General features: G+C 72.7%; 21 protein-coding genes and 2 tRNA genes. 21 read left to right on the plus strand and 2 right to left on the minus strand.

Going from position 1 to position 26,745, the window contains the following annotated elements; all coding sequences use genetic code 11:
- Positions 1–81: 81 nt before the first annotated feature.
- The 5 genes from obgE (at position 82) to Sfr03f_RS20110 (ending at position 7,517) form a co-directional block, all read left to right on the plus strand.
- On the plus strand, positions 82–1,521 hold the full coding sequence (gene obgE / locus Sfr03f_RS20090) for a GTPase ObgE (protein ID WP_108955340.1): 1,440 nt from the start codon (positions 82–84) through the stop codon (positions 1,519–1,521).
- A 268-nt stretch (positions 1,522–1,789) separates the two neighbouring features.
- Complete coding sequence (locus Sfr03f_RS20095) at positions 1,790–3,289, plus strand: bifunctional cytidylyltransferase/SDR family oxidoreductase (protein ID WP_108955341.1); 1,500 nt, start codon at positions 1,790–1,792, stop codon at positions 3,287–3,289.
- 235 nt (positions 3,290–3,524) lie between these two features.
- Entirely contained in the window at positions 3,525–5,564 is a 2,040-nt protein-coding gene (locus Sfr03f_RS20100; protein ID WP_108955342.1) for a CDP-glycerol glycerophosphotransferase family protein, read from the plus strand.
- 136 nt (positions 5,565–5,700) lie between these two features.
- Positions 5,701–6,189 (plus strand): MarR family winged helix-turn-helix transcriptional regulator, encoded by a 489-nt coding sequence (locus tag Sfr03f_RS20105; protein ID WP_108955343.1) that lies wholly within the window; start codon positions 5,701–5,703, stop codon positions 6,187–6,189.
- Positions 6,186–7,517 carry an MFS transporter gene (locus Sfr03f_RS20110; RefSeq protein ID WP_108955344.1) on the plus strand — a complete coding sequence of 444 codons (1,332 nt, stop codon included), beginning with the start codon at positions 6,186–6,188 and terminating at the stop codon, positions 7,515–7,517. Before Sfr03f_RS20105 ends, Sfr03f_RS20110 begins: the two co-directional genes overlap by 4 nt.
- Before the next feature lie 176 nt (positions 7,518–7,693).
- On the opposite strand, the gene Sfr03f_RS20120 is transcribed toward Sfr03f_RS20110, so the two are convergent.
- A complete protein-coding gene (locus Sfr03f_RS20120; protein WP_108955346.1) occupies positions 7,694–9,703 on the minus strand; it encodes a hypothetical protein in 2,010 nt (669 codons plus the stop codon).
- Between the two features lie 265 nt (positions 9,704–9,968).
- On the opposite strand from Sfr03f_RS20120, the gene proB reads away from it, so the two are divergent.
- The 5 genes from proB (at position 9,969) to Sfr03f_RS20145 (ending at position 15,192) form a co-directional block, all read left to right on the plus strand.
- Positions 9,969–11,096 (plus strand): glutamate 5-kinase, encoded by a 1,128-nt coding sequence (gene proB, locus Sfr03f_RS20125; protein ID WP_372514241.1) that lies wholly within the window; start codon positions 9,969–9,971, stop codon positions 11,094–11,096.
- Between the two features lie 158 nt (positions 11,097–11,254).
- On the plus strand, positions 11,255–11,722 hold the full coding sequence (locus tag Sfr03f_RS20130) for a DUF8830 family protein (RefSeq protein ID WP_174721618.1): 468 nt from the start codon (positions 11,255–11,257) through the stop codon (positions 11,720–11,722).
- A gap of 77 nt (positions 11,723–11,799) precedes the next feature.
- A complete protein-coding gene (locus Sfr03f_RS20135) occupies positions 11,800–13,110 on the plus strand; it encodes a glutamate-5-semialdehyde dehydrogenase (RefSeq protein ID WP_108955349.1) in 1,311 nt (436 codons plus the stop codon).
- A 114-nt stretch (positions 13,111–13,224) separates the two neighbouring features.
- Positions 13,225–13,911: an SCO2584 family spore wall biosynthesis protein gene (locus Sfr03f_RS20140; protein WP_170145119.1), complete on the plus strand. Its 687-nt coding sequence runs from the start codon at positions 13,225–13,227 to the stop codon at positions 13,909–13,911.
- 93 nt (positions 13,912–14,004) lie between these two features.
- Positions 14,005–15,192 (plus strand): SCO2583 family membrane protein, encoded by a 1,188-nt coding sequence (locus Sfr03f_RS20145; RefSeq protein WP_108955351.1) that lies wholly within the window; start codon positions 14,005–14,007, stop codon positions 15,190–15,192.
- Positions 15,193–15,300: 108 nt separating this feature from the next.
- On the opposite strand, the gene Sfr03f_RS20150 is transcribed toward Sfr03f_RS20145, so the two are convergent.
- Positions 15,301–16,314 (minus strand): M48 family metallopeptidase, encoded by a 1,014-nt coding sequence (locus Sfr03f_RS20150; RefSeq protein WP_108955352.1) that lies wholly within the window; start codon positions 16,312–16,314, stop codon positions 15,301–15,303.
- 161 nt (positions 16,315–16,475) lie between these two features.
- Between Sfr03f_RS20150 and Sfr03f_RS30675 the strand changes: the two genes are divergently transcribed.
- The 11 genes from Sfr03f_RS30675 (at position 16,476) to Sfr03f_RS20205 (ending at position 26,658) form a co-directional block, all read left to right on the plus strand.
- Entirely contained in the window at positions 16,476–16,637 is a 162-nt protein-coding gene (locus tag Sfr03f_RS30675; RefSeq protein ID WP_170145120.1) for a hypothetical protein, read from the plus strand.
- 86 nt (positions 16,638–16,723) lie between these two features.
- On the plus strand, positions 16,724–17,377 hold the full coding sequence (gene nadD, locus Sfr03f_RS20155; RefSeq protein ID WP_108955353.1) for a nicotinate-nucleotide adenylyltransferase: 654 nt from the start codon (positions 16,724–16,726) through the stop codon (positions 17,375–17,377).
- Positions 17,378–17,393: 16 nt separating this feature from the next.
- A complete protein-coding gene (locus Sfr03f_RS20160) occupies positions 17,394–19,340 on the plus strand; it encodes an LCP family protein (protein ID WP_108955354.1) in 1,947 nt (648 codons plus the stop codon).
- A 269-nt stretch (positions 19,341–19,609) separates the two neighbouring features.
- A complete protein-coding gene (gene rsfS / locus Sfr03f_RS20165) occupies positions 19,610–20,062 on the plus strand; it encodes a ribosome silencing factor (RefSeq protein ID WP_108955355.1) in 453 nt (150 codons plus the stop codon).
- Entirely contained in the window at positions 20,059–20,733 is a 675-nt protein-coding gene (locus tag Sfr03f_RS20170; RefSeq protein ID WP_108955356.1) for a histidine phosphatase family protein, read from the plus strand. Before rsfS ends, Sfr03f_RS20170 begins: the two co-directional genes overlap by 4 nt.
- Positions 20,734–20,844: 111 nt before the next feature.
- Positions 20,845–20,917 (plus strand) — tRNA-Ala (locus Sfr03f_RS20175).
- Positions 20,918–21,179: 262 nt separating this feature from the next.
- A complete protein-coding gene (locus Sfr03f_RS20180; RefSeq protein WP_108955357.1) occupies positions 21,180–21,413 on the plus strand; it encodes a hypothetical protein in 234 nt (77 codons plus the stop codon).
- Between the two features lie 125 nt (positions 21,414–21,538).
- Positions 21,539–21,611 (plus strand) — tRNA-Ala (locus tag Sfr03f_RS20185).
- Between the two features lie 285 nt (positions 21,612–21,896).
- Entirely contained in the window at positions 21,897–24,785 is a 2,889-nt protein-coding gene (gene leuS, locus Sfr03f_RS20195) for a leucine--tRNA ligase (protein WP_108955358.1), read from the plus strand.
- Between the two features lie 193 nt (positions 24,786–24,978).
- Positions 24,979–25,734 (plus strand): hypothetical protein, encoded by a 756-nt coding sequence (locus tag Sfr03f_RS20200; protein WP_108955359.1) that lies wholly within the window; start codon positions 24,979–24,981, stop codon positions 25,732–25,734.
- 78 nt (positions 25,735–25,812) lie between these two features.
- Entirely contained in the window at positions 25,813–26,658 is an 846-nt protein-coding gene (locus Sfr03f_RS20205; RefSeq protein ID WP_108955360.1) for a DegV family protein, read from the plus strand.
- The last annotated feature ends 87 nt before the right edge of the window (positions 26,659–26,745 follow it).

Consider the following 26,745-nt stretch of genomic DNA (forward strand, 5'->3'; position numbering starts at 1 on the left):
AGTGGGTCCGCCTTTCGCGTGTTGTGTGACACGCGAGCACTTGTTTGACCCAAGACTTACGCGTACTGGAGGCACCTGACCATGACCACCTTCGTGGACCGCGTCGAACTGCATGTCGCCGCGGGTAACGGGGGCCACGGCTGTGCCTCCGTGCACCGGGAGAAGTTCAAGCCCCTGGGCGGCCCGGACGGCGGCAACGGCGGCCGCGGCGGCGACGTGATCCTCACCGTCGACCAGTCGGTGACGACGCTGCTCGACTACCACCACGCCCCGCACCGCAAGGCCACCAACGGCAAGCCCGGCGAGGGCGGCAACCGCTCCGGCAAGGAGGGCGAGGACCTGGTCCTGCCCGTGCCGGACGGCACCGTGGTGCTCGACGGGCAGGGCAACGTGCTGGCCGACCTGGTCGGCGAGGGCACGTCCTTCGTCGCCGCGCAGGGCGGCCGCGGCGGCCTCGGCAACGCGGCGCTGGCCTCGTCCCGGCGCAAGGCGCCCGGCTTCGCGCTGCTGGGCGAGCCGGGCGACGCCGGGGACATCGTCCTGGAGCTCAAGACCGTCGCCGACGTGGCCCTGGTCGGTTACCCGAGCGCCGGCAAGTCCTCGCTGATCTCGGTGATGAGCGCCGCCAAGCCGAAGATCGCCGACTACCCCTTCACCACCCTCGTCCCCAACCTGGGCGTGGTCACGGCCGGCTCCACGGTCTACACCGTCGCCGACGTCCCGGGCCTCATCCCGGGCGCCAGCCAGGGCAAGGGCCTGGGCCTGGAGTTCCTCCGCCACGTCGAGCGGTGCAGCGTGCTGGTGCACGTGCTGGACACCGCCACCCTGGAGTCCGACCGCGACCCGGTCTCCGACCTCGACGTCATCGAGGAGGAGCTCAGGAGCTACGGCGGCGGCCTGGACAAGCGCCCCCGGGTGGTCGTCCTCAACAAGATCGACGTGCCGGACGGCCGCGACCTCGCCGAGATGGTCCGTCCCGACCTGGAGGAGCGCGGCTACCGCGTCTTCGAGGTGTCCGCGGTGGCCCGCACGGGGCTCAAGGAGCTGTCCTTCGCCCTGGCCGAGCTGGTGGCCAAGCACCGCGCCCGCAAGCCCAAGGAGGAGGCGACCCGCATCGTCATCCGGCCCAAGGCGGTGGACGACGCCGGTTTCACCGTCACCCGCGAGGAGGACGGCCTGTTCCGCGTCCGCGGCGAGAAGCCGGAGCGCTGGGTGCGCCAGACGGACTTCAACAACGACGAGGCCGTGGGCTTCCTGGCCGACCGCCTCAACCGGCTCGGCGTCGAGGCGGAGCTGATGAAGGCGGGCGCCCGGTCGGGCGACGGCGTCGCCATCGGCCCCGAGGACAACGCCGTGGTCTTCGACTGGGAGCCGACGGTCACCGCGGGCGCCGAGATGCTCGGCCGCCGCGGCGAGGACCACCGCTTCGAGGCGCCCCGCCCCGCCGCGCAGCGCCGCCGCGACCGTCAGGCCGAGCGCGACGAAGCCGTTCAGGAGTTCGAGGACTTCGAGCCTTTCTAGTCACTCCGACACGCCGAAATCCGGCCGGATCTCCCCAGCTCAGTGGGGAGATCCGGCCGGATCTTTTTTGGCACACCTGTTCGTCGATTAGCGCATACGGGTCGATAATCGAAAGGATGTATTCCGGTTGTGCATCCTGATGCGCAGGTGGAATGCGTGTGAGCAGGTTGTTTGCGGGAAACGAAACTTCGAAGGCAGTGTGGTACCAAGTGGTGGGGATCACCCGATCTCCGAGCCCGGACCGCTGATGCCAAGGATGGAATCTCCCGTGTCGCAGCGCATAACCGCTTCTCGCACGACCGCAGTGATCCTCGCCGGCGGGACCGGGCAGCGGGTCGGGCTGCAGATTCCCAAGCAGCTCATCAAGATCGCCGGAAAGGCGGTCATCGAGCACACGCTGCACACGTTCGAGCAGGCCGACTCCATCGACGACGTGGTGGTCCTGATGGCGCCCGGCTACCTGCCGGACGTCGAACGGATCGTGGAGCGCGCGGGGTTCACCAAGGTGCGGCGGATCGTCGAGGGCGGCGGCAACCGCAACGAGACCACCCGGCGCGCCATCGAGGTGCTCGGCGAGGGCCTCGCCGAGGGGGAGGACCTCGACGTCCTCTTCCACGACGCGGTGCGCCCGCTGCTCAGCCGGCGGGTCATCGACGACTGCGTGCGCGCCCTGCGGCGGTACCAGGCGGTGGACGTGGCGATCCCGTCGGCGGACACCATCATCGTCACCCGCACCCACGGGGAGGACGGGGAGTTCATCACCGAGATCCCCGACCGCTCCCGGCTGCGCCGCGGCCAGACGCCCCAGGCGTTCAAGCTGTCGACGATCCGTCACGCCTACGAGATCGCCGCCCAGGACCCGAACTTCCAGGCCACCGACGACTGCTCGGTGGTCCTCAAGTACCTGCCCGACGTGCCGATCCACGTGGTCGCCGGCGACGAGTACAACATGAAGGTCACCCAGCCGGTGGACGTCTTCATCGCCGACAAGCTCTTCCAGCTGGCCTCCACGGCGGCCCCCGAGCCCCGCGGCGAGGAGTGCTACCGGGAGCTGCTCACCGGCCGCACGGTGGTCGTCTTCGGCGGCTCCTACGGCATCGGCAAGGACGTCGCGGACCTGGCGGCGGGCTACGGCGCCTCGGTGTACGCGCTGGGCCGGTCCACCACCGGCACCCACGTGGAGAACGCCGAGGACGTCGAGAAGGCGCTCAGCAAGGCGTACGCGGAGAGCGGCCGGATCGACTACGTCATCAACACCGCGGGCGTGCTGCGCATCGGCAGGCTCGACGAGACGGACAACGACACCATCCTGGAGGCCCTGCGGGTCAACTACCTCGCGCCCGTGCAGATCGCCCGCTCGGCGTACCGGTACCTCGCCGCGACCAAGGGCCAGCTGCTGCTGTACACCTCCAGCAGCTACACCCGGGGCCGTGCCGACTACAGCCTCTACTCCTCCACCAAGGCCGCGGTCGTCAACCTCACCCAGGCGCTGGCCGACGAGTGGGCCGCCGACGGGGTGCGGGTCAACTGCGTCAACCCCGAGCGCACGGCGACACCCATGCGGACGAAGGCCTTCGGCCAGGAACCGGCGGACTCGCTCCTGTCCTCCCGGGCGGTCGCCCGTACCTCGCTGGACGTGCTGCTCTCCGACCTCACGGGTCACGTCATCGACGTGCGGCAGCAGGATCCGACGGCGGTCGCCGGCCAGGCGTCCGGATTCGAGCAGGCGCTCGCGACGGTTCTTGACCGGCACGACGGCGTGGCATAATCGGCCGCAATTGCCAGAAATCGTTCAGGCCTCCGCGGCCGCGTCGAGAGGTGCGGTCGCGGAGGCCTGAACACCTGAACAGCCGTCTCACCTGAACAGCTGAATACCGCAGGAATCGCACCAGTCGCACCAGTCGCACCAATCGGGAAAACGCACGGTCTTTTCCGGAACTGTCGGAGTTATGCGCCCACCGTTCACGCACCAAGCCGGCACCTCTCCAGGAGCAAGGTCAGACGTGATATCGACAGCCGTTCGCGCCGCCCGGGTGGGCAGCGTGGGGGAACTGGTCGCCGCCGCCGCCCTCATCGTGGTGGGTTTCCCCACCCTGATGATCGCGGCGCTGCTGCCGAACATCCCCCTGTTCTCCGTCGCCGCCGCCGTGACCTACGGGGCCGACCACTACCTGCACCGGCGCAACAGCTATCTGGTCAACCGGCTCAGCGTGGTGCGGGCGGGCCTGGCCATCCGCTTCCTCGTGCGCCAGCTCATCCTGGTGCTGCTGCTGGCCCGGCTGGGGCTGGCGTACGGGGTGTTCTTCTACGCCCTGGTCGCCTGCTTCATCAGCTTCTACGGTCTGCAGGCGGTGCACGGCGCGCTGGTGGCGCTGATCAGGATCCGGCGCACGCTGCCGGTGGCCACCCGGAACATCGCCCTGGCGACGGCCGTGCGGATACCGGACGCCCCCTCGCGGCGCCTGCTGCATCGTTCCGGCGAGAAGATGCTCCACCTGGACCTGCCGGTCTTCGTGGGCGGCCTGGTCTCCGCCTTCCTCGGCCAGGGACTGTGGGGCGGTCTCGGCATCGTTGCCACCCTCGGCCTCGGCGGCCTCTACACCGTGGTGCTGCTGCCGTACCTGATCGGGCCGCGCCGCGCCCCCTCGGCCGAGTCGGTGCTCGACGCGATGGAGACCTGGCTGCGCGCCTACCGGCCGGAGACGGTCCTGTACTTCTCCGGGGCCAAGGAGTCGGCCTACCAGGTCAACATGTGGCTGGAGACCATGGAGCGGCTGGACACCCGGCCGCTGATCATCCTGCGGGAGCGGGTCGTGCTGGAGCGGCTGGCGCCGACCACCGTCCCGGTGGTCTGCGTGCCCGGTGGCGTCCACCTGATGAACCTCGACCTGTCCACGGTCCGGGTGGCGCTGTACGCGGCCAACGTCGGCAAGAACATCCACCTGCTGCGGGTGCCGACCATGAAGCACGTCTTCATCGGGCACGGCGACAGCGACAAGGTCGCCAGCGTCAACCCGTACAGCAAGGCCTACGACGAGGTGTGGACGGCCGGCAAGGCCGGGCGCGACCGCTGGGCCATGGCGGACGTCGGCGTCCGCGACGAGGACGTCGTCGAGGTCGGCCGCCCGCAGCTGGCGCCGATCCGGGCCGGCCGCCGGGAGCGGACCGGAGTGCCGACCGTGCTCTACGCGCCCACCTGGGAGGGCTGGGACGACAACCCCGGCAACACCTCCCTGATGGCGGCCGGGGAGAACATCGTCCGCCGGCTGCTGGCGGCCGACCGGCCGGTGCGGGTGCTGTACAAGCCGCACCCCTTCACCGGCACCCGCAGCCCCAGGGCGCGGGAGGCCCACGAACGGCTCACCGCACTGGTGGAGCAGGCGGCCGCCGCGCGGGTGCTGGACCCCGGCTTCGTCCGCGACGAGGCGGCGGTCGAGGCGGCGCGCGAGGAGCTGGCCCGGATCGAGGCGCGGCTCGCGGAGCTCGCCGGTGGCGCCGCCGACGGCGACGAGGCGGTGGCCACCCGGGACGGGGTGGCCGATCTCACGGTGTACGACGAGATCGCCCGGCTGCGCGAGCGGTGGAACGACGCGTACTGGCGGTCCTTCCCCGAATGGGAGCACCGGGTGATCACCGGGCCCGAGCCGCCGCTGTACGACTGCTTCAACGTCTCCGACGCGATGGTCTCCGACATCTCCAGCGTGGTCTCCGACTTCATCGCCAGCGGCAAGCCGTACGCGGTGGTCGACTCCGCCGGTCTGGGCGCGGAGGAGTTCGTCCGGCAGAACACCGCGGTGCGCGCGGCGGTGATCCTGTCCAACGAGGCGACGGAGCTGGACGAACTGCTGGCGGCGGTGCGGGACCCGGCGGCGGACGTCCTCGCCGGGGCGCGGCTCGAGCTCAAGGAGTACCTGCTGGGAACGGACGAACCGCCGTCCCTGGTCCGGTTCAACGCCGCCGTCGCCGCCCTCGCCCTCAAGGCCGAGGCCCGCAACCTGCGCCAGATCCGCGCAGGCGCCCCCGCCGAGGTCCCCACCCACTGACCCCGTGACGGCCCGGTCCGCCCCGGGGCAGGGCCGTTACGAGGCGGCCTGCGCCCTCGCCCGGAAGAGCGGCGCCCCCGGACAACGGACGGCGCCGTCCTCCGGACCAATATGACAGTGCTGTTATATTAGCGCTGTGATATCTTCGGACCCCACGGCGCGACCCGATCCCTGGCACTCCCTGCACGAACTCCTGGCGGCGATGGACGCCGAGATCGAGCAGGTCTACGTCGAGCGCGGCATCGAGGGCGTGCGGCCCCGGTTCGCCTATCCGCTCATCCGGCTCGCCCACACCGGACCACTGACCATCCGCGAGCTGGCGAAGTCCCTGGACCGATCGCACTCCGCGATCAGCCAGACCGTCGCGGCCATGCGCAAGGAAGGCCTCGTCACCTCCGAGCCCGGGCCGGACGCCCGCACCCGGCGGATCGACCTGACCGAGCGCGGCCGCTCCCTGGTGCCGTTCCTCGAGGCGGAGTGGCGCGCCACCCACGCGGCGGTCGCCGAGCTGGACGGCGAGGTCCCGCACGCCATGACCGCCGTCGTCGAGGAGGTACGGCGGGCGCTGGAGCGCCGGTCGATGCGGCAGCGGATCCTCCACCACCTCGTGGAGCCCTCGCCGTGAGGCGGCGCGTCCGCGTCCGGTTCCTGGACACCCGCCCGCTGCGCGGCAGCAGGCCGTTCCGTGACCTGTGGATCGGCACCTCCGCCTCCCAGCTCGGCGGGCAGGCGGCCAACGTGGCGGTGCTGGCCCAGGTCTGGGACCTGACCGGCAGCCCTCTGGGCACGGGCGCCATCGGGCTGGCCACCGGGCTGCCGATGGTGCTGTTCGGGCTGTTCGGCGGCACGCTGGCCGACACCTTCGACCGCCGAACGGTGGTGCGGGCCACCACGGCGGGTCAACTGCTGGCCGCCGTCGGGCTGTACGCCCAGGCCGTGGCGGGGAACCGGAGCGTGCCGGTGCTGCTCGTCCTGGTGGCCGTGGGGGCGGGCTGCGGTGCCCTCGGCGCCCCCGCGCGGCGCACCTTCCCGGTCCGGCTGCTGCCGGACGACCAGGTCGCGGCCGGCCTCGCGCTGACCAACGTCTCGTTCCAGGCGGCGATGCTGGCCGGCCCCGCGGCGGCCGGGCTGGTCATCGCGTACCGGGGCTTCGCCGGCGCCTACGCGGTCCAGGCCGTGGCCGTGGCGGTCTCGCTGCTCGCGGTGATCCGCCTGCCCGCCATGCCGCCCGAGGGAGCCGGGTCGGCGGGTGGCCGGCGCCGGCCGGAGCGGGGCGGCTGGCGGATCGTCCTGCGCCGCCCGACGCTGTGGGGCTCGATGGCCACCGACCTGTCCGCGACGCTGCTCGCCATGCCCGTAGCGCTCTTCCCGCTGGTCAACGAGATCCGCTACGGGGGCCATCCCCAGACCCTCGGCCTGTTCCTGTCGGCCGTCGCGGTCGGGGGGATCACCGCCGGACTGCTCTCCGGCACGGTCACGCGGTGGCGCCGTAGCGGCCTGGTCCAGCTGTCCGCAGCGGTCGTCTGGAGCCTGGCGCTCGCCGGTTTCGGCCTGGCGGGACCTCTGTGGGCGGCGCTCGGCTGCCTGGCCGTGGCGGGGGCGGCCGACACCGTGTCCGTGATCACCCGCGGTGCGCTGGTCCAGCGGGAGACCCCGGACGCGTACCGGGGGCGGGTCTCCTCGGTGGAACACGTCATCGGGGTCGCGGGCCCCGAACTCGGCAACCTGCGCGGCGGCGCGCTGGCCGCGGCCACCTCCGCCTCGTTCTCCCTGGTTTTCGGCGGACTGTCCGCCGCCCTGGCGATCGCCGCCGTCTGGGCGACCAACGCGCCTCTGCGCGCCTACCTCACACCGCCCGTGCCGACGACCCCGACCAAGCGCGCCACTTCGCCCGCGAAGCCGGCCGCCCCCGCGGAGGACGGGGCGCCACCGGCCGCCGAGCAGGTGCCATGACGCCGGGCCCCGGCGAGGCCTCGTGACCTGGCGAGGCCTCGTGACCCGGCGAGGCCTCGTGACCTGGTGAGGCCTCGCGACCTGGCGAGGGCCCGGCGGAAGGGCGCGGACACGGAACCGCCCGGGTGCCGCGTCCGGGACGGGACGGGCACCCGGGCGGGCCGGGGCGGGAAGGGTCAGCCGGTGGTGAGCTCGGGGTCGCCGGTGGGGGCGGCGGCACGCTGGCCGGGGATGTGGGCCTCCCGCTCGGTCATCCGGCGCCGGTGCTGCAGCGCGGACTCGCACAGCGCCCGCATCGCGTCGTTGAACCGCACCTGCGACGGCGGCTCCGACGGTCCCAGCAGCCGCAGCTTCAGCTCCGCGCGGGCCTCCCGCAGGTCGTCCAGCTCCGGGTCGCGCACCCGCTCCAGGAGCGCCGGCACACCCGCCGCGTCCGGCGTCAGCACCGTCGCCGCCCGCACCGTCGGGAACGCCTCGCGGAAGGCGGTCTCGCTCAGGCCGGAGGTGTTGGCCACCGCGTACGGCTTGCCGCTCGCCATGTAGTCGGAGATCACGCTGGACACGTCGCTGATCAGCAGGTCCGCCCGGTTGAAGCAGGTCTGGATGTCGGGACGCGCGTCCGTGACGATCTGGTGCTCCCACGCGGGCAGCGCCGCCCAGTACGCCTCCACCCACGCGGAGGTGGCCGCGGTGACCGCGGCGGCACGCCCCGGCTCCGGGGCGGTCTGCAGCATCATCCGCTCCAGGTTGTCCGCGGACTCGCGGAACGTGGAGGTGGTGAGCCGGTCCAGCTCCGCCGTCCGTCGCGCCAGCTCGGCCACGGCCTCCGGGCCGGGACGCGCGCCGGTGCGCCCACGGTTGGCGGCCCGGATCAGCTCGCGGATGCGCAGGTCGGCCGCGCCGGCCCGCGGGTCGACCGAACCGGTCAGCGGGTGCGGCTTGTAGACCAGGCGGACCTTGGGGTCGGCCAGCAGCGCCCGCACCAGGTTCTCGCCGGCCGCGACCACCGAGGTGTTGCCAGGGTTGCCGTCCCAGCCCTCCCAGGTGGGGGCGTACAGGACGTCGGTGTACTCACCCTGCGGGGCGCCCTTGTAGGTGACGATCCCGTCCAGCTGCGGACGGCCGATCTCCACGATGTCCTTGTCCTCGACGCCGACGTCGGCCAGCGCGTACCGCTCACGGGCCTCGGGACCGGCCACCCAGACCTCGTCGTACGCCTTGGCGTACGGGTTGCAGGAGGACAGCTTGTCGCTCTCGCCGTGGTTGACGAAGGTGTGCTTGATCGTCGGGATGCGCAGCACCTGCGAGGTCTTGCCCGAGTTCGACGGGTGGATCAGGGCCTGCAGGGTGGAGTGCTCCAGCCGCATCAGGTGGTGGACCTGCGGCAGGCAGACGATCGGGATGTCGGTCGCGGTGATCTTCTGCATCATGAAGCGCTCACGCAGCACGATCACCGGACGCCCGTCCAGCTTGGCCAGCGGCTCCAGCCACATGTTGGCCTGGTAGGCGGAGGCCGCGCCGCCGGAGAAGTACATGCCGATGGTCGGCTTGTACTCGGCCAGCCACGCGTCGAACCACGCGAGCACCGCGGCCTCGGACGGCGGACGGCGGCCCGGCAGCAGGTGGCTGCCCAGCACGAACAGGCCGGCCAGCGCGGCGAGCGCGGACACCCCGGCGCCGGCGACGCCCCACAGCGCCTCGCCGCTCGCTCCCGCCCCCAGCAGGCCCGCGGTGGCGGGCAGGCCGAGGATCAGCAGCCGGTGCCCGGGACGGCGCAGCAGCAGCGCGGGCGGGGCGGCGGTCAGCGGCAGGCCGGAGGTGTCGATGTTCCGGGTGAGCACCGGGGTGGTGCGTGCCCGGCGGACGACCACCGAGACGGCCTGGATCGCGAAGTGCAGCCCGTAGAAGGCGAGCAGCACGAGCAGCGGCCCGGCCATCCCGCCCTCGTCGTCCTGCTCCTGGAGGCGGACCAGGGCGACGACGATCAGCAGGTCCCGCACCAGATGGCGCACCGTGGTGTCGACGTGCATCTTGGCGAACATCGCGACCAGGCCCCGCTGCGAGCGGTAGAGGAACACCTCGACGGCGATGGAGACGACCGCAGCCGCGATCATGGCGGGCACGTTCGGGACCACGGCCGTGACGGCGAGTGTGAGGAACGACACCGCCAGAAGAGCGATGACCATGCCTCTTTCGGCGGTCTGCCGACGGGGGACAGGTGTGGGCACTGCGTCACTCCAAAGGGCTGCGCGGACGTGTTGCGTCTAGGGACTCAGATTCAACGCGCTGGAACGCTCCGACGACACGCCTCGGACACCCGGGCACGTGTCGAGTCGCGCGCGGGGTCCGCGGCGTGCGTCCGTGGGACGGAACGCACGCGCGCCGCGACGTCCGGGTCGCGTAGATTGCCGGACGGGCAGCTGAGAACCAGGTGAGGGGACAACGTTCAAGGTGACAAGGGCAAGGCAGGCCGTGACCGGGGCTCGCAGGATCGTCGTCAAGGTGGGGTCCTCGTCGTTGACCACGGCTGAGGGCGGCCTGGACGCCGACCGGGTCGACGCGCTGGTCGACGTCCTGGCGGCGGGCAGGGACGGTGGCGAGAGGGATGTCGTCCTGGTTTCCTCCGGTGCCATCGCTGCGGGACTCGCCCCTCTGGGTCTGCGTCGCCGGCCCCGCGACCTGGCCCGGCAGCAGGCAGCAGCCAGCGTGGGGCAGGGTTTGCTGGTTGCTCGCTACACCGCGTCCTTCGCACGCTACGGCGTGCGGGTGGGTCAGGTGCTGCTGACGGCCGATGATACGAGTCGGCGTGCCCACCACCGTAACGCAGCCCGAACGCTCGACAAATTGCTCGCCATGGGAGCCCTGCCGGTTGTCAACGAGAACGACACGGTAGCGACCGACGAGATCCGTTTCGGCGACAACGACCGTCTTGCGGCGCTTGTCGCCCATCTCGTCCGCGCCGACCTGCTGGTCCTCCTGTCCGACGTGGACGGCCTGTACGACGGCGACCCCTCGCGCCCCGGCACCTCGCGGCTGAGCGAGATCCGCGGCCCCGAGGACCTGGAGGGCGTGGAGATCGGCAGCGCCGGCAAGGCCGGGGTGGGCACCGGCGGGATGGTCACCAAGGTGGAGGCCGCCCGGATCGCCGCCGAGGCCGGGATCCCGGTGGTCCTCACCAGCGCCAGCCGGGCCGCGGACGCGCTGAAGGGCCGGGACACCGGCACGTACTTCCACGCCACCGGCAACCGCTCCGCCGACCGCCTCCTGTGGCTCGAACACGCCTCCGCCCCGCAGGGCGCCCTGACGCTGGACGACGGCGCCGTGCGGGCCGTCGTGGAGCGGCGCACCTCGCTGCTGCCGGCCGGCATCGCGGGGGTCGAGGGGGACTTCCACGCGGGTGACCCGGTCGAGCTGCGGGACGCCGAGGGCCGGGCCGTGGCCCGCGGCCTGGTGAACTTCGACGCCCGTGAGATTCCTCGCCTGATCGGCCGCTCGACCAGGGAACTGGCACGCGACCTCGGCCCCGCCTACGAACGAGAGGTCGTACACAGGGACGACCTGGTGCTGCTGCGCCGCTGAGACGGACCGCGGCTTTCGGCCCGGGTGGCCGGACTCCGGTGGGGGACGTTCCGTAAAACGGCCCCACGGAGCGCCGCCGCCTGCTGCACTGGTGGGGGTCACACACGCCAGGGCAGCAGCCGGGCGACCACCGTGAGCACCGTGCGAAGGAGGCCGTTGTGAGACGAGTGCGCCCGGAATCGGCGGCGTCCCGCCCGGCCGGCGGGTCAGCGGCGTCGCGGCGCGGCCTCACCAGCGTCTCGCCCGGCGACCTGTTCCAGGGCGGGGCGCCGGCGCCCGAGGAGCTGCCGCGGCTGTGGCACGTCACCCTGAGCGTCTCCGGTGCCGAGGTGCCGCTGCCGGAGGTGCGGCGGGCGCTCGAGCAGCTGGCCCACGACCACCCCTTCCTGCTGACCAGCCGCTACGCCACCGACCACGCGGAGATCCGCTACTGGGAGGAGGCCCGCGACCTGCACGACGCCGCCGCGGTCGCGCTGCGGCTGTGGGGCGAGCACCGGCGGACGGCCAACCTGCCGCGGTGGGAGATCGTCGGCCTGGAGGTCGTCGACCGCGAGACGTACCACCTGCGGGTGGCCGCCGGACAGGGGCCGCCCCCGGCCACCCGCATGGGCGTCCACCCCTTCTGACCTCGCGTGCCGGGGCACCCCGACCGGCAGGTGGAACGGTCGTCGCCGGGCGGCCCCGCGGCGCTACCCTTCGCGGTATGAGCACGCTCACGACGACCGCAGCCGCCACGGAGTCCACGGAAGCCACGGAGCCCACGGTGAGGGACGTGGCCCGCCGCGCCCGTACCGCCTCCGCCGACCTGGCCCCGCTCCCGCGCTCCCGCAAGGACGCCGCCCTGCACGCTGTGGCGGACGCCCTCGAGGCCCGCGTCGCGGAGATCGTCGAGGCCAACGCCGAGGACGTGGCGCGCGCCCGCGAGGCCGGCACCGCCGAGTCCGTGATCGACCGGCTGACGCTCACCCCGGAGCGCATCGCCGCCATCGCCTCGGACGTGCGCGACGTGGCCGCGCTGCCGGACCCGGTCGGCGAGGTCGTCCGCGGTTCCACGCTGCCCAACGGCATCGACCTGCGCCAGGTCCGCGTCCCGCTCGGCGTGGTCGGCATCATCTACGAGGCCCGCCCCAACGTCACCGTGGACGCCGCCGCGCTCTGCCTGAAGTCGGGCAACGCGGTGCTGCTGCGCGGCTCGTCCTCCGCCTACTCCTCCAACACCGCCCTGGTGGCGGTCCTGCGCGACGCGGTCGAGGCCTCCGGGCTGCCGGCCGACGCCGTGCAGCTGGTGCCGGGCGGGAGCCGCGAGTCGGCGCACGAGCTGATGCGCGCCCGCGGCCTGGTGGACGTCCTCATCCCGCGCGGCGGGGCCTCGCTGATCCGCACCGTCGTCGAGCAGTCCACCGTCCCGGTGATCGAGACCGGCACCGGCAACTGCCACGTCTACGTGGACGCGGAGGCGGACCTCGGCACGGCCGTGGAAATCCTGCTCAACTCCAAGGCCCACCGGGTCAGCGTCTGCAACGCCGCGGAGACCCTGCTGGTCCACCGGGACATCGCGGAGGCCTTCCTGCCGCGCGCCCTGGACGCCCTCGCGGAGGCCGGGGTGACCGTGCACGGCGACGAGCGGGTGCGCGCGCTGGCCGGGGACACCAAGGCCACCGTCGTGGAGGCCACCGAGGAGGACTGGGAGACCGAGTACCTCTCCTACGACATCGCCGCCGCCGTGGTCGACTCGCTGGACGAGGCCGTCGCGCACATCCGCCGCTGGAGCTCCGGCCACACCGAGGCGATCGTCACCACCTCCCAGCAGGCGGCCCGCCGCTTCACCCAGTTGGTCGACTCCACCACCGTCGCGGTCAACGCCTCCACCCGGTTCACCGACGGCGGTCAGTTCGGCTTCGGCGCGGAGATCGGCATCTCCACCCAGAAACTGCACGCCCGTGGCCCGATGGGGCTCCCGGAGCTGACCAGCACCAAGTACATCGTCACCGGGGACGGGCACGTCCGCCCCTGACGCCGCCGGCCCCGGCGCGGAACCCGCCGCCGCGCCGGGTCGGACGGTCACGGGTTCTTCGCCGAATTTCCGTACCGTCTGCCCAAATTGACCCGGCACGTCTACCCTGGAGCGGTGGCGGAGGACGTGGGGGGCACGCCGTTCCCTGACGGCGGAGGACCTGACGACGACCAGGACCGCGGGGCGCCGGACGAGGAGTTCGCCCCCGTGGTCTTCGACGAGGACTTCGTGCGGGCCGCCCCGGTCCACGAGCCGACGGCCGTCGAGCGCCTGGTGGCGGCCGCCCAGGCACGCGCCGAGGCCTCCGAGGCGGAGGCCGCACGCCGGGCCCGCCCGGCCGGCGGTCCGGGTCCCGAGGAGGACCGGCACGACGAGGCCCCCGGCCCCGCCGACCTGGGCCTCGCCCACACCCCTCTCGGCGGTCCCGACGCCGCTTCCACCCGTGACGTCGTCGCCCGGACCGGCCAGGACCCTGGTGGTCGGGGACTGCCCGGGGGCGAGGCGGCGGCCGACTTCGCGCCGGGACTGTTCGGCCGTCCGGGCGGTTCCGTCCGGCCGGGAAGATGGCACCGGCCGGTCGCCTGGGTGCTCGCCCTGGTGATGGGGATGGGGATGGTCGCGCTGGCCTTCAGCGCCGTCCAGCGCGGCGCCGCCGGGCAGACCGGTCAGGTCCCGCCGCCCGTCTCGACCCGTCCCACACCGGCGCCCGCCCCGGACACCGCGGTCGGACCGTCCGCCTCCGCCGAGTACTCCGGACCGCCCGCGCAGGCCGTCCCGCGCACCCCCGCCGCCACACCCTGACCGCCCCGTCCCCCGCCCGCCGCGGGCGGCGGGAGCGGCAGATGGCCCGGACGGGGGCGTTTACCGCGAGGCGGCAGAACCCACTCTGAAAGTATGGGCGGGCCCGGAGAGCCACCCGACGGCACACCCGACGGCGCCGCGGGCGGCAGCGATGACGAGTACCGATCCGTCGTCTTCGACGAATCGTTCGTCAAGGCTGCCCGCCTCCAGGAGTACAGCGCGCAGGAACGTCTCGCCGACCACTCGCCGCCGGTGCGGACCCGGCCCACCGGCATCCGCCGTCTCTCCCGGCAGGCCATGGTGCTGGCCCTGCTCGTCATGATCGCCTTCGTCACCGCCGTCTACCTGGGCGTGCGCACCCCCCACCTGCCGTCCTCCGCCCGGCGGGTCGCCGACCCGGTGCGGGTCACCGTCGTCCCGCTGGCCCCACCGCAGGCCGTGCCGGGCGCCGGCGACGCCGACCGGCTCTACGAGGCGAGCCCGGCACGCGCCTACGAGACCGGGGAGAAGGGCGTCACCATGCCGCCCGCCCGGCGCACCGAGCACTTCTCCGACGGCCAGGTCATCGCCGCGCTCGCCGCGGCCCGGGACTACGTCATCGGCTCGTCGCTCGACCCGAAGGTGCTGATGGGGGACGCCACCCGCTCGGTGCGGGTGCTGCTCGACCCCGACCAGTTCGACCAGTTCGACCGGAGCATGGGCGAGACCGCGAAGGGCGCGGCCGCAGAGGCCGGCCAGGCCGCCGCGGACGCCGGGGAGGCCGCCGCTGAGGCCTCCGCCCCGCTGGGCTGGCTGGTCCGCTTCGACCCCACCCGGGTGCGGCTGGCCGACCCGGGGATCCGGGTGCACGGCACCTTCAAGGTCGTCGAGCGGGGCGCGGCCACCCTGGAGGTGGTCGCCGACCACGTCTTCGTCTACGCCCTGACCAAGGCCGGCGACGACCGCGCCGCCCGGGCGGACGGCGCCGACCGGGCCCAGGGGCCGGGCAGCGCCGACGAGGGGAGGAAGAAGGGGGAGCGGGTCTCCCTGTTCACCGTGCGGCGCGAGGTGCGGATGCGGTTCGACCCGGACAACCTGCGGCTGCGGCAGGTGCGGGTGGTCGCCGCCTCCGTGCAGGCGGGACCGCTGTCCTGCACCGGGGACCCCGACCAGGTGCTGCGGCCGCTGCTGGCCGGTCAGCGGGCCGACGACGCCGCGCCGCCGGGCACCGACCCGTACCGGGCCGCCAGTCCGTCCGGGCTGTGCGGCGTGCTCTCCCCGGCGGCCATGCCCAGGCTCTGACCCGGCCGCCGCCCCGCCCGCGGCCCGGGGTGGGCCCGGCCCGCCGACCGGCGGTGGTGGGCGTCCACGGCCCGGTGAGCGTCGGGCGGTGGTGGGCGTCCGCGGGCGTCACTCCCCGCCGAAGCCCCGGCGTATGCGGTCGGTGGCGCCGCCGACCAGCTTCATCAGCGGGTCGGCGGAGGTGCGGACGGTCTCCGCGTAGCTGGCCGCCGACTCACGGAAGGCGTCCGTCACCGAGGCGTCCTTGTCCTCCTCGCGCCGCGGGTAGTGGCCGTCCATCAGCCGCTGGAAGTCCCGCGACTGTGACCAGCGCTTGAGCTCGGCGGCCCGCACCGTGGTGAACGGGTGGGAGCGCGGCAGCACGTTGAGGATCTTCAGCACCGAGTCGCGCAGGTCGCCGCCCGCCTCGTACTCCTCGGCCTGGCGCAGGAAGGCGTCCACGTTCATCTCGTGCAGGTGGTTGCCGCCGGCCAGCTTCATCAGGCCGCGCATCGACGCGTGGACGTCCTGGCCGACCAGCAGGCCCGCGCGGTCCGCGGACAGCTCGGACTTGCGGAACCACTCGCGCAGCGCCGTCACGATCGCCATCACCGCGACGCTGCCCAGCGGGATCCACGAGACGCGGACCGCCAGGGTGGTGAGGAAGAGCAGCACCGTGCGGTAGACCGCGTGGCCGGAGAGCGCGTGCCCGGCCTCGTGGCCGACGACCGCGCGCATCTCCTCCTCGTCGAGCAGCTCCACCAGGCCCGTGGTCAGCACGATGACCGGCTCGTCCAGACCCACGCACATCGCGTTGGGCTTCGGGTCCTGGGTCACGTACATCGCCGGGACCTTGGGCATGTCGAGGATGTAGCAGGCGTCCCGCAGCATGTCGTGCAGGTGGGGGAACTGCTCGTCGCTCACCCGGACGGAGTCGGACAGGAAGAGCAGGCGCAGGCTGCGCTCGGGGATCAGGCCGCTGAGGGCCTTGAAGACCGTGTCGAAGCCGCTGAGCTTGCGCAGCGCCACCAGGGCGGAGCGGTCCGCCGGGTGCTCGTAGGCCCGGGACGACAGCCCCGGGAAGCGCCGCCGGCTGCGCGCCGCCGTGTGCTGCTCCTGCTCGGTGTTCTCCTCGCCCGGCATCAGGCCCCCCGCCCGTGTCGCCCACCCCTACGCCACCGGCCGGTGCGGCCGGTGCTGCTGTGGGTAGGACGAGCGGGCGGGGCCGATGGTTCCCGCGACCGACCGGCGCATACGATGAGCCGACGTCCTTATCCAGCCCATACGGATTGGTCCAGCCGAAGATGAGCATTCAGCAGAGCGCCGCGCAGTTGGTCACCCTCGCCTCCGAAGGCGGCGAGGGCGGCCACCACATGAACCTCAACCCCCTGCTGCCGGGCCTCGGCGCCTTCGTGATCCTCATGCTGCTGCTCTTCATCACCGTGAGCTTCAACCGCGACCGGTGAACCGGAACGGCTGATCCCGTGACCCGCCCGCAGGCGGGAGAGGTCGAGGTCAAGGTTCCGCTACCGGGCCGGTAGGGTCTGCACGCATGGAAGAGCAGGACATGCCTGCCGGTCCGGGCGGCGTCCCGGCCGCCGGCCCGGCCGACACGGGAAGACGGCGCCGTCTGGGCGTGATGGGCGGCACGTTCGACCCGATCCACCACGGGCACCTGGTGGCGGCCAGCGAGGTCGCCGCCGCCTTCGGACTCGACGAGGTCGTGTTCGTGCCCACCGGCCGGCCCTGGCAGAAGAGCCACCGGACGGTCACGCCGGCGGAGGACCGCTATCTGATGACGGTCATCGCCACCGCCGAGAACCCGCAGTTCTCGGTGAGCCGCATCGACATCGACCGCGGCGGTCCGACCTACACCACGGACACGCTGCGCGACCTGCGCGAGCTCAACCCGGACACCGATCTCTTCTTCATCACGGGCGCGGACGCGCTCGCCCAGATCCTCACCTGGCGGGACGCGGACGAGCTCTTCTCCCTCGCGCACTTCATCGGCGTGACGCGACCGGGACACATACTGCACGACCCCGGGCTCCCCGAGGGCGGTGTCTCGCTCGTCGAGGTGCCCGCACTCGCCATCTCCTCCACGGACTGCCGTGCGAGAGTCGCCAAGGGCGCCCCCGTCTGGTATCTGGTGCCGGACGGAGTCGTGCGCTACATCGACAAGCGCCAGCTGTACCGCGGCGAGTGAGCCGAGAGGGGCACCGGTGAACGACCGATACGACGCGGGACACGCGGGACACGCGGACGGCCAGTACGAACTGGTCGGCTACGACGAGTACGGACAGCCCGTGTACCGGCAGGCTCCGCGCCAGGCCGGCCCGCAGGGCTACCCGCCCCCGCGGCAGGGCGGCCAGGAGCAGCAGCCGCAGGGCTACGGCTACGACCCGTACGCCTCCGGCGGCGGGCAGCAGCAGCCGCCCGCGACCGGGTACGACGCCTACGGGGCGGGCCCGGGCACCGGGCAGCAGGCCCCCGTGCCGCCGGCCGGCCCTGCCTACGGCGGTCACCGCGGCGGTCCGCCGCCCGGCCCCCGGCAGGCCCCGGGCCGTCCGGGCCCCGGCGCGCACCCCGGACAACAGGGGTACCCCGGACCGCAGGGGCAGCCTGGACCGCAGGGGCAGCCTGGACCGCAGGGGCAGGCTGGACAGCCGGGGCAGCCCGGGCAGCCCGGGCAGTCGGGGCAGTCAGGGCAGCAGATCCGGCAGGGACAGCAGGGGCAGGCGCAGCACGGGCAGCCCTACGGCGGCCCCGGCGGCCCCGGCGGCCCCGGCGCGCCCCTGGGCCGTCCGGGCGTCGCCGAGCAGGCCGCCCGCATCCCCCAGCAGGGACCTCCCGGCCGGCCCCCGCGCCGCGACCAGGAACCGGGCTACGACACCGAGCAGTTCGCCTTCGTCGAGGAGCAGGACGGCGAGTCCGAGGACGTCATCGACTGGCTGCAGTTCACCGAGAACCGCACCGAGCGCCGCGAGGAGGCCAAGCGCCGCGCCCGCGCCCGGATGACGGCCGTCCTGGTGGTGCTGGCACTGGTCGTGGTCTGCGGCGGCGGCTACCTCTGGTACGCGGGCAAGCTGCCCTTCCTGTCCTCCTCGGACACCGCCCAGGGCGCGAACGTCGCCGCGGGCGCGCAGAAGCGCGACGTGATCGTCGTCCACCTGCACAGCACCAAGGGGTCGGACACCTCCACCCTGCTGCTGGTGGACAACGCCACCACCGAGCAGGGCAGTGCCGTGCTGCTGCCCAACTCGCTGGCCCTGACCGACCAGGACGGCAACACCACCACGCTCGGCCAGTCCGTCGGCGACGACGGCTCCTCGGGCACCCGCGAGTCCCTGGACACCGTCCTGGGCACGCGGATCGAGGGCACCTGGCGACTGGACACCCCGTTCCTCCAGATCCTCGTCGACATGGTCGGCCACATCGAGGTGGACACCGACACCGACGTGCCTGACCCGAAGGCCCCGGACGAGGACCCGCTGGTGCACAAGGGCGAGCAGCAGACCCTCAGCGGCAGGATGGCCTCCGCGTACGCCACCTACCGGGGCGCCGGCGAGCCGCAGAGCGCGCAGCTCGAGCGGTTCGGCCAGGTGATGCAGGGCGTCCTGCGCAAGCTCTCCTCGGACAAGGAGGGCGCCACCCGCACCGTGCAGACGATGGGCCAGATCATCGAGCCGCCGCTGACCGACGAGGACCTCGGCAGCTTCCTCGCCGGGCTCGCCGACCGCGCCAAGGGCGGCGACTACCGCAGCACGGTGCTGCCGGTGGAGCCGGACGGCACGCTCGGCGAGAAGGCCGGACAGGAGATCGTCGGCAAGATCCTCGGCGGCCAGGCCAAGAGTCCCGCGGAGGAGGGCGACGGCGTCCGCGTCAGCGTGCGCAACGCCACCGGCGGCAAGACCGACGCCAAGAAGCACCCGCTGGCCGACCTGGCCCGCGTGGCGCTGGTCAACGGCGGTTACACCTACGTCGCCGCGGGCAGCGCCGGGACGGCCGCCACCTCCGAGGTGCGGTACGCCGAAGCCGGGGACAAGGACGAGGCGGTCGAGGTGGCCCGCACCCTGGGCCTGCCGGAGTCGGCCGTCGTCGAGGGGAAGACGGCCGCCAACGCCGATGTCACGGTGGTGCTGGGCCAGGACTACGCGCCGGCCTCCTGACCCGCGGCCGTGTTGTCGCACGGAGCCGGCCCCGCAGCACCGCGGGGCCGGCTCCGGCCGTTCGCGGCGGCGGCAGCGGCAGCGGCAGCGGCGGTGGCTGCGGGGGCGACAGCGGTGGCGGCGGCGGTCGGCGGTCCGCGACGGGCGGCGGACCCGGGCGGACGTGTGGCACGGGTGGTGTGGCCATGGCCTCGTGGTGATCCGTGGGGAGGCGTGGGCGGTCCGTGAGACCCTGGACGGGTAGAAGTCCGACGACGGAAAGTCAGGCAGTGACCGCCACCGACCGATCCATCGAGCTCATCACCACCGCCGCGCAGGCCGCGGCAGACAAGCTCGCGCACGACATCATCGCCTACGACGTCAGCGACGTGCTGTCGATCACGGATGCCTTCCTGCTCGCCTCCGCGCCCAACGACCGCCAGGTCAAGTCGATCGTCGACGAGATCGAGGAGCGGCTGAACAAGGAGCTCGGCGCCAAGCCGGTGCGCCGTGAGGGCGACCGCGACGCCCGCTGGATCCTGCTCGACTACGTCGACATCGTCGTGCACGTCCAGCACAGCGAGGAGCGCGTCTTCTACGCCCTGGAGCGGCTGTGGAAGGACTGCCCCGAGCTGGACCTCCCGGAGGACGCCAAGGCGACCCGCGGCAAGGGCGAGGAGCACGCCAAGGCGAAGGCCGCGCAGGAGGAGGCCGGCATCGACGACGACGGTGACCTCTGGTGACGGCGGGCGGGGGAGAGACCGCCGCGGGCAGGACCGGCCGCGGCCGGCGCCTGATCCTGTGGCGGCACGGCCAGACCTCGTGGAACCTGGAGCGCCGCTTCCAGGGCACCACGGACGTCGACCTCACCGACACCGGCCGCGCCCAGGCCAGGCGCGCCGCCAGGCTGCTCGCCGGGCTGGCGCCGGACGCGATCGTCGCCTCCGACCTGCGGCGCGCGGTGGACACCGCCTCCGAGCTGGCCGCGCTGACAGGCCTGGACGTCGTCCAGGAGGAGGGCCTGCGGGAGACCTACGCGGGCGTCTGGCAGGGCCTGACCCACGACGAGATCCTCGCCCGGCACGGTGAGGAGTACCTGGCGTGGAAGCGGGGCGAGCCCGTCCGGCGCGGCGGCGGCGAGCTGGAGACCGAGGTGGCCGACCGCGCAGCCCCGGTCGTGCTGCGGCACGCCGACAAGCTCCCGGCCGGCGGCACCCTGGTCGTCGTCAGCCACGGCGGCACGATCCGCACCACCATCGGCCGGCTGCTGGGCCTGGACGCCCACCTCTGGGAGGGCCTGGGCGGCCTGTCCAACTGCTCCTGGTCGGTGCTGGGCGAGGGCGCCCGCGGCTGGCGTCTGCTCGAGCACAACGCGGGCTCCCTGCCGGAGCCGGTGCTCGGCGACGACACCTGACCGCCTCCCCGGGCCCCGGCCGGGGCCCGGGACCGGCCGATTTCACTTTTCGGCTGGTCACAGGCTAGAGTTCTACTCGTTCGCCCCGCCGAGCGGCGGAGAGAACAGCAAGGGGCTATAGCTCAGTTGGTAGAGCGCCTGCATGGCATGCAGGAGGTCAGGAGTTCAATTCTCCTTAGCTCCACAGTCGGAGGATCCCGTCCGGTCGAGAGACCGGGCGGGATCTTCGTTTTACGAGCCGTCGGTTCGTCGACCTGGACCACGGTGAAGAAGGTCTACCGGGGCGTGCGGCAGGGAAGGGATCCCGTCCGGAAGGGCGGGATCTTTTCGTATCAGCATGGCCGTCTGCCCGCCGCCCCCGGCGTCGTCCCCGTCCGGCCACCGGCCCACGTGGCAGAATCGGACGGCCGGAAGGGGAGCACGGTCCGACGGGAGGGAGCTGGCGCGTGGGGGCACACCGCAGAAAGTGCGACTGGTGCGGCAGCGGCACGCCGATCGTGCGGGACATGGAGCCGGTCAACGAGGAGTACCAGTACTGGTGCGAGGAGTGCGCCAGGGCGCTGATCATAAAAGGCGACCCCATCGAGACCTACCGTGAGCTCGAGGGGGAGCCGATCTACGGCCGGCTGCTCGACGAGCTGTGCACGCTGAAGCGCTTCTACTCGTTCGAAACCGCCTGAGGGGCGCGACTTTCCGGGTGATCCGGACAGACCGGAAACGATTTGGTGTCCGACCCCCACGGTCATGTAATGTTCTCTGTGTCGCCGGGGGAACCGCAGAGGAAAGCCCGGACGGCACACCGCAAGGGGCTATAGCTCAGTTGGTAGAGCGCCTGCATGGCATGCAGGAGGTCAGGAGTTCAATTCTCCTTAGCTCCACAGTGAAGAGGGCGGGTCATCCGGAAGGATGGCCCGCCTTCGTCGTTCCCGGTCCGATTCCGGCCCGTTCCCGGGGGCCGGAAGTCCGTCGCAGCGTCTGTGAGGGCTGCGGTACCCTGACGCCATGCGTGCCGTACGCCTTCTGCTTAGCGAGCCGCGCTGATCAGTCCCGGCCACCACGAGATCGTGGCCGGCATCGGCGCGGCGCCCCCTCCTGTGCGAGGGGCTTTTTCATTTCCCGGCCACGCCAAGCAGAGACGACGTCGATCAGGAGCTTTGAGGATCATGAGCGAGACGAACCCCGCTTCCGCCGCCGAGTCGGCGGAGGTCGCGCCGCACCGCTACACGGCCGCCCTGGCGGCCGAGATCGAGGCACGCTGGCAGGACTTCTGGGACGCCGAGGGGACCTACGAGGCCCCCAACCCGTCCGGCGACCTGGCGGGCGATCCCGAGGTCGCCGCCCGCCCCAAGAAGTTCATCATGGACATGTTCCCGTACCCCTCGGGTGCGGGTCTGCACGTCGGCCACCCGCTGGGCTACATCGCCACCGACGTCTACGCCCGCCACCAGCGGATGACCGGGCACAACGTCCTGCACACCCTGGGCTTCGACGCGTTCGGCCTGCCGGCCGAGCAGTTCGCCGTACAGACCGGCACCCACCCGCGGGTCTCCACCGAGGCCAACATGGCCAACATGAAGGCGCAGCTGCGCCGCCTGGGCCTGGGGCACGACAAGCGCCGGTCGTTCGCCACGATCGACCCGGAGTACTACCGCTGGACCCAGTGGATCTTCCTGCAGATCTTCAACTCCTGGTACGACGCGGACGCCGGCAAGGCCCGCCCGGTCTCCGAGCTGGTCGCGCAGTTCGAGAGCGGTGAGCGCGAGGTCCCCGGCGGCCGCGCCTGGTCGGAGCTGTCCGCAGTCGAGCGCGCCGACCTGCTGAGCGAGTACCGCCTGGCCTACGCCTCGGACGCGCCGGTCAACTGGTGCCCCGGCCTGGGCACCGTGCTGGCCAACGAGGAGGTCACCGCCGACGGCCGTTCCGAGCGCGGCAACTTCCCCGTCTTCAAGGCCAAGCTGCGCCAGTGGAACATGCGCATCACCGCCTACGCGGACCGCCTGCTGGACGACCTGGACGGGCTGGACTGGCCCGAGGCGATCAAGCTGCAGCAGCGCAATTGGATCGGCCGCTCCGAGGGCGCCCGCGTCGACTTCCCCGTCTCCGCCGACGGTGAGGCCGACGCCATCACCGTCTTCACCACCCGCCAGGACACCCTGTTCGGTGCCACCTACATGGTGCTGGCCCCGGAGCACCCGCTGGTGGAGAAGTTCACCCCCGCCGCCTGGCCGGAGGGCACCCGCGAGGCCTGGACCGGCGGTCACGCCACCCCGGCCGAGGCGGTCGCCGCCTACCGTGCGCAGGCCGCGTCCAAGTCGGACGTCGAGCGCCAGGCCGAGGCGAAGGACAAGACCGGCGTCTTCACCGGCGTCTTCGCCACCAACCCGGTCAACGGCGAGCGGATCCCGGTCTTCATCGCCGACTACGTGCTGATGGGCTACGGCACCGGCGCCATCATGGCGGTGCCGGCCCACGACAGCCGCGACTTCGCCTTCGCCCGCGCCTTCGAGCTGCCCATGCGCTGCGTGGTCGAGCCCACCGACGGCCGGTCCACCGACCCGGCCGACTGGGACGAGGCCTTCGCCTCCTACGACGCGAAGCTGATCAACTCGGCGGGCGAGGACGTCTCCCTGGACGGCCTGGGCGTCGTCGAGGCCAAGGCCCGCGTCACCGCCTGGCTGGCGGAGCGGGGCATCGGCGAGGGCACCGTCAACTACCGCCTGCGCGACTGGCTGTTCAGCCGCCAGCGGTACTGGGGCGAGCCCTTCCCGATCGTCTACGACGAGGACGGCGTGGCGCACCCGCTGCCCGAGTCGATGCTGCCGCTGGAGCTGCCGGAGGTCGACGACTACTCGCCGCGCACCTTCGACCCGGACGACGCGGACACCCAGCCGGAGACCCCGCTGTCCCGCGACGAGGACTGGGTCAACGTCACCCTGGACCTGGGCGACGGGCCGAAGAAGTACCGCCGCGAGACCAACACCATGCCCAACTGGGCCGGCTCCTGCTGGTACGAGCTGCGCTACCTGGACCCGCACAACGACGAGAAGCTGGTCGACCCCGCGATCGAGCAGTACTGGATGGGTCCGCGCGAGGGCATGCCGCACGGCGGCGTCGACCTGTACGTGGGCGGTGCCGAGCACGCGGTGCTGCACCTGCTGTACGCGCGCTTCTGGTCGAAGGTCCTGTTCGACCTGGGCCACGTCTCCTCGGCCGAGCCGTTCCACAAGCTGTTCAACCAGGGCATGATCCAGGCCTTCGTCTACCGCGACAGCCGGGGCATCGCCGTGCCGGCCGCCGAGGTGGAGGAGCGCGACGGCGCCTACTGGTACCAGGGCGAGAAGGTCTCCCGGGTGCTGGGCAAGATGGGCAAGTCGCTGAAGAACGCCGTCACCCCCGACGAGATCTGCGCCGAGTACGGCGCCGACACCCTGCGCCTGTACGAGATGGCGATGGGTCCGCTGGACGTCTCCCGCCCGTGGGACACCCGCGCGGTCGTCGGCCAGTACCGCCTGCTGCAGCGGCTGTGGCGCAACGTCGTCGACGAGGCGACCGGCGAGGTCACCGTGGTCGACGCCGAGCCCGGTGAGGAGACTCTGCGGGCCCTGCACAAGGCCGTCGACGGCGTCCGGCAGGACCTGGAGGGCATGCGGTTCAACACCGCCATCGCCAAGATCACCGAGCTGAACAACCACCTGACCAAGTCCGGCGGCGCGCTGCCGCGGTCGGTGGCCGAGCCGCTGGTGCTGATGATCGCCCCGCTGGCCCCGCACATCGCCGAGGAGCTGTGGCGCCGTCTGGGCCACACCGACTCGGTCGTCCACCAGGACTTCCCGGTGGCCGACCCGGCCTACCTGGTCGACGAGACGGTGACCTGCGTCGTGCAGATCAAGGGCAAGGTCAAGGCCCGCCTGGAGGTCTCGCCGTCCGTCTCCGAGGCGGAGCTGGAGAAGATCGCCCTGGCCGACGAGAAGGTGGTCGCGGCGCTGGGCGGGGCCGGTGTGCGCAAGGTGATCGTCCGCGCTCCGAAGCTGGTGAACATCGTCCCGGCGTGACGGGTGCGACATGAAGCGGGCCCGGGCGGGCAAGCGGTCCCCTAGGGGACGCAGGGCCTGCGGAACCGGGGAACGATCAGGGGCAGGACCGGGGTTCCACGGAACTCGGGGCCTGCCTCTGGCGTTTACCGTGGGAGAGTGGTGGGAGGACGTACTCCCTCACCGGCCGGCCGGGCGCGAAGGAGGAACTGCGGTGGATGTGATCCTTGCCGTGATCGCGGTGATCTTCGTGCTGCTGGTCTCACTGACCGTCTGGGGCACGGTGAAGGCCGTCGGCGCCGCCCGGCGCGGCGTGGACCGCACCATCACCCAGGCGCGCCGCACGGTCGAGGACACCACCCTGCGGGCCCGCTCGCTGGGCCGTCCCGGGCCGGCGGGTGAGGTCGCCGAGCTGCGCCTGAAGCTGCGCACCTCGCTGCGCGCCACCCAGCAGGCGCTGGAGGCCGCCTCCCCGGAGGACGGCTCGCTGGCGGAATCGGTCGCTTTGTTCGACCGGCTGAGCGTCCACGGCCGCGAGCTGGACGCCGACCTCAAGCGGCTGGAGTCCGAGCCCGACCGCGCCACCCTCGCCGAGCGGCTGCCCGGCCTGCGGGAGCGCACCGACCGCATCGTGCGCTCCGCCGACTCCCTGCGCTGGGCCGCCCTGGACCGGGCGCACCGGTTCGCCGCCGACGACCTGGACACGCTGAGCGCCCAGATCGACGTCGAGGCCGGTGCCCTGCGGCACTGGGACCGGGCCGAGGCACCCGAGGCGGCCCCGGAGCCCTCCGCCGGCCGCGAGCGGAGGCAGGCTCCGAAGCCGGACCGTGAGGCGGCGCCGGATCCGCGGGCCGCCCGCCGGACGGCTCCCGACCCGCGGACCGGCCCGGCCGCGCTCGACCCGTCGCGGCCGCGCACCCCCAACCCGTGGGAGAAGCAGCCCCAGGCGCGTCCCGAGAGCACGGCCTGATCGCGACCGGAGCGCCGTAACGGCCGTGTCACCGGGGCGGCATGCCGGGTGGGGAGTACGGCAGGTAACCTCCAAGCCATGTCCCGCCATGTCGCGATCGTCACCGATTCCACGGCCTACCTGCCGCCCAGGACGACGGCCCGGCACGGCATCACCTCCGTCCCGCTGACCGTGGTCCTCGGCAACCGGGCGCTGGAGGAGGGCACCGAGATCTCCGCCCGCTCCCTCGCCGAGTCGCTGCGCAGGAAGCTTCCGGTCACCACCTCGCGGCCCAGCCCGGAGACCTTCGCCGAGACCTACCGGCGGATCGCGGAGACGGGCGTCTCGGCGATCGTCTCGCTCCACCTGTCCGCCGAGTTCTCCGGCACCTACGACGCCGCCGTGCTGGCCGCGCGGCAGGCGCCGGTGCCGGTGCGCGTGGTCGACACCGGGATGGTGGCGATGGCGCTGGGCTTCTGCGCCCTGGCGGCCGCCGAGACGGCGGAGGCGGGCGGCGACGCCGACGAGGTGGTCGCGGCCGCGGAGAAGCGCGCCGAGGCGACGTCGGCCTTCCTGTACGTCGACACACTGGAGTACCTGCGGCGCGGCGGCCGCATCGGCGCCGCCCAGGCCTTCTTCGGGTCGGCGCTGGCGGTCAAGCCGCTGCTGCAGCTGGCCGACGGGCGGATCGAGCCGCTGGAGAAGGTGCGCACGGCGTCCCGGGCCATCGGGCGGCTGGAGGAGATCGCCGCCGAGCGGGCGGGCGCCGCCGAGGTCGACATGGCGGTGCACCACCTGGCGGCCCCCGAGCGGGCCCTCGCCCTCGCCGACCGGCTCCGCGCACGGGTTCCGCGCCTCGCCGACCTGCACGTCAGCGAGGTGGGCGCGGTCATCGGCGCGCACACGGGTCCCGGGCTGCTGGCCGTGGTGATCTCCCCGCGGTGACGGGGTTGTCCACAGCCGGGGTGGTTGTCCACAGGTTTCGACCTTGATCATCGCGATGTGCGGTATCGGCGGATCCTGGGCCCATGA

Source organism: Streptomyces fragilis, assembly GCF_003112515.1.
Lineage (GTDB): Bacteria > Actinomycetota > Actinomycetes > Streptomycetales > Streptomycetaceae > Streptomyces > Streptomyces fragilis.

Excerpts from the sequence above, each read along its gene's own strand:
- obgE (WP_108955340.1), top strand. The coding sequence starts at position 82 with ATGACCACCTTCGTGGACCGCGTCGAACTGCATGTCGCCGCGGGTAAC.
- Sfr03f_RS20120 (WP_108955346.1), bottom strand. The coding sequence starts at position 9,703 with ATGGTCATCGCTCTTCTGGCGGTGTCGTTCCTCACACTCGCCGTCACG.
- Sfr03f_RS20135 (WP_108955349.1), top strand. The coding sequence starts at position 11,800 with ATGAGCACGCTCACGACGACCGCAGCCGCCACGGAGTCCACGGAAGCC.
- Sfr03f_RS20145 (WP_108955351.1), top strand. The coding sequence starts at position 14,005 with ATGGGCGGGCCCGGAGAGCCACCCGACGGCACACCCGACGGCGCCGCG.
- Sfr03f_RS20150 (WP_108955352.1), bottom strand. The coding sequence starts at position 16,314 with ATGCCGGGCGAGGAGAACACCGAGCAGGAGCAGCACACGGCGGCGCGC.
- Sfr03f_RS30675 (WP_170145120.1), top strand. The coding sequence starts at position 16,476 with ATGAGCATTCAGCAGAGCGCCGCGCAGTTGGTCACCCTCGCCTCCGAA.
- nadD (WP_108955353.1), top strand. The coding sequence starts at position 16,724 with ATGGAAGAGCAGGACATGCCTGCCGGTCCGGGCGGCGTCCCGGCCGCC.
- leuS (WP_108955358.1), top strand. The coding sequence starts at position 21,897 with ATGAGCGAGACGAACCCCGCTTCCGCCGCCGAGTCGGCGGAGGTCGCG.
- Sfr03f_RS20205 (WP_108955360.1), top strand. The coding sequence starts at position 25,813 with ATGTCCCGCCATGTCGCGATCGTCACCGATTCCACGGCCTACCTGCCG.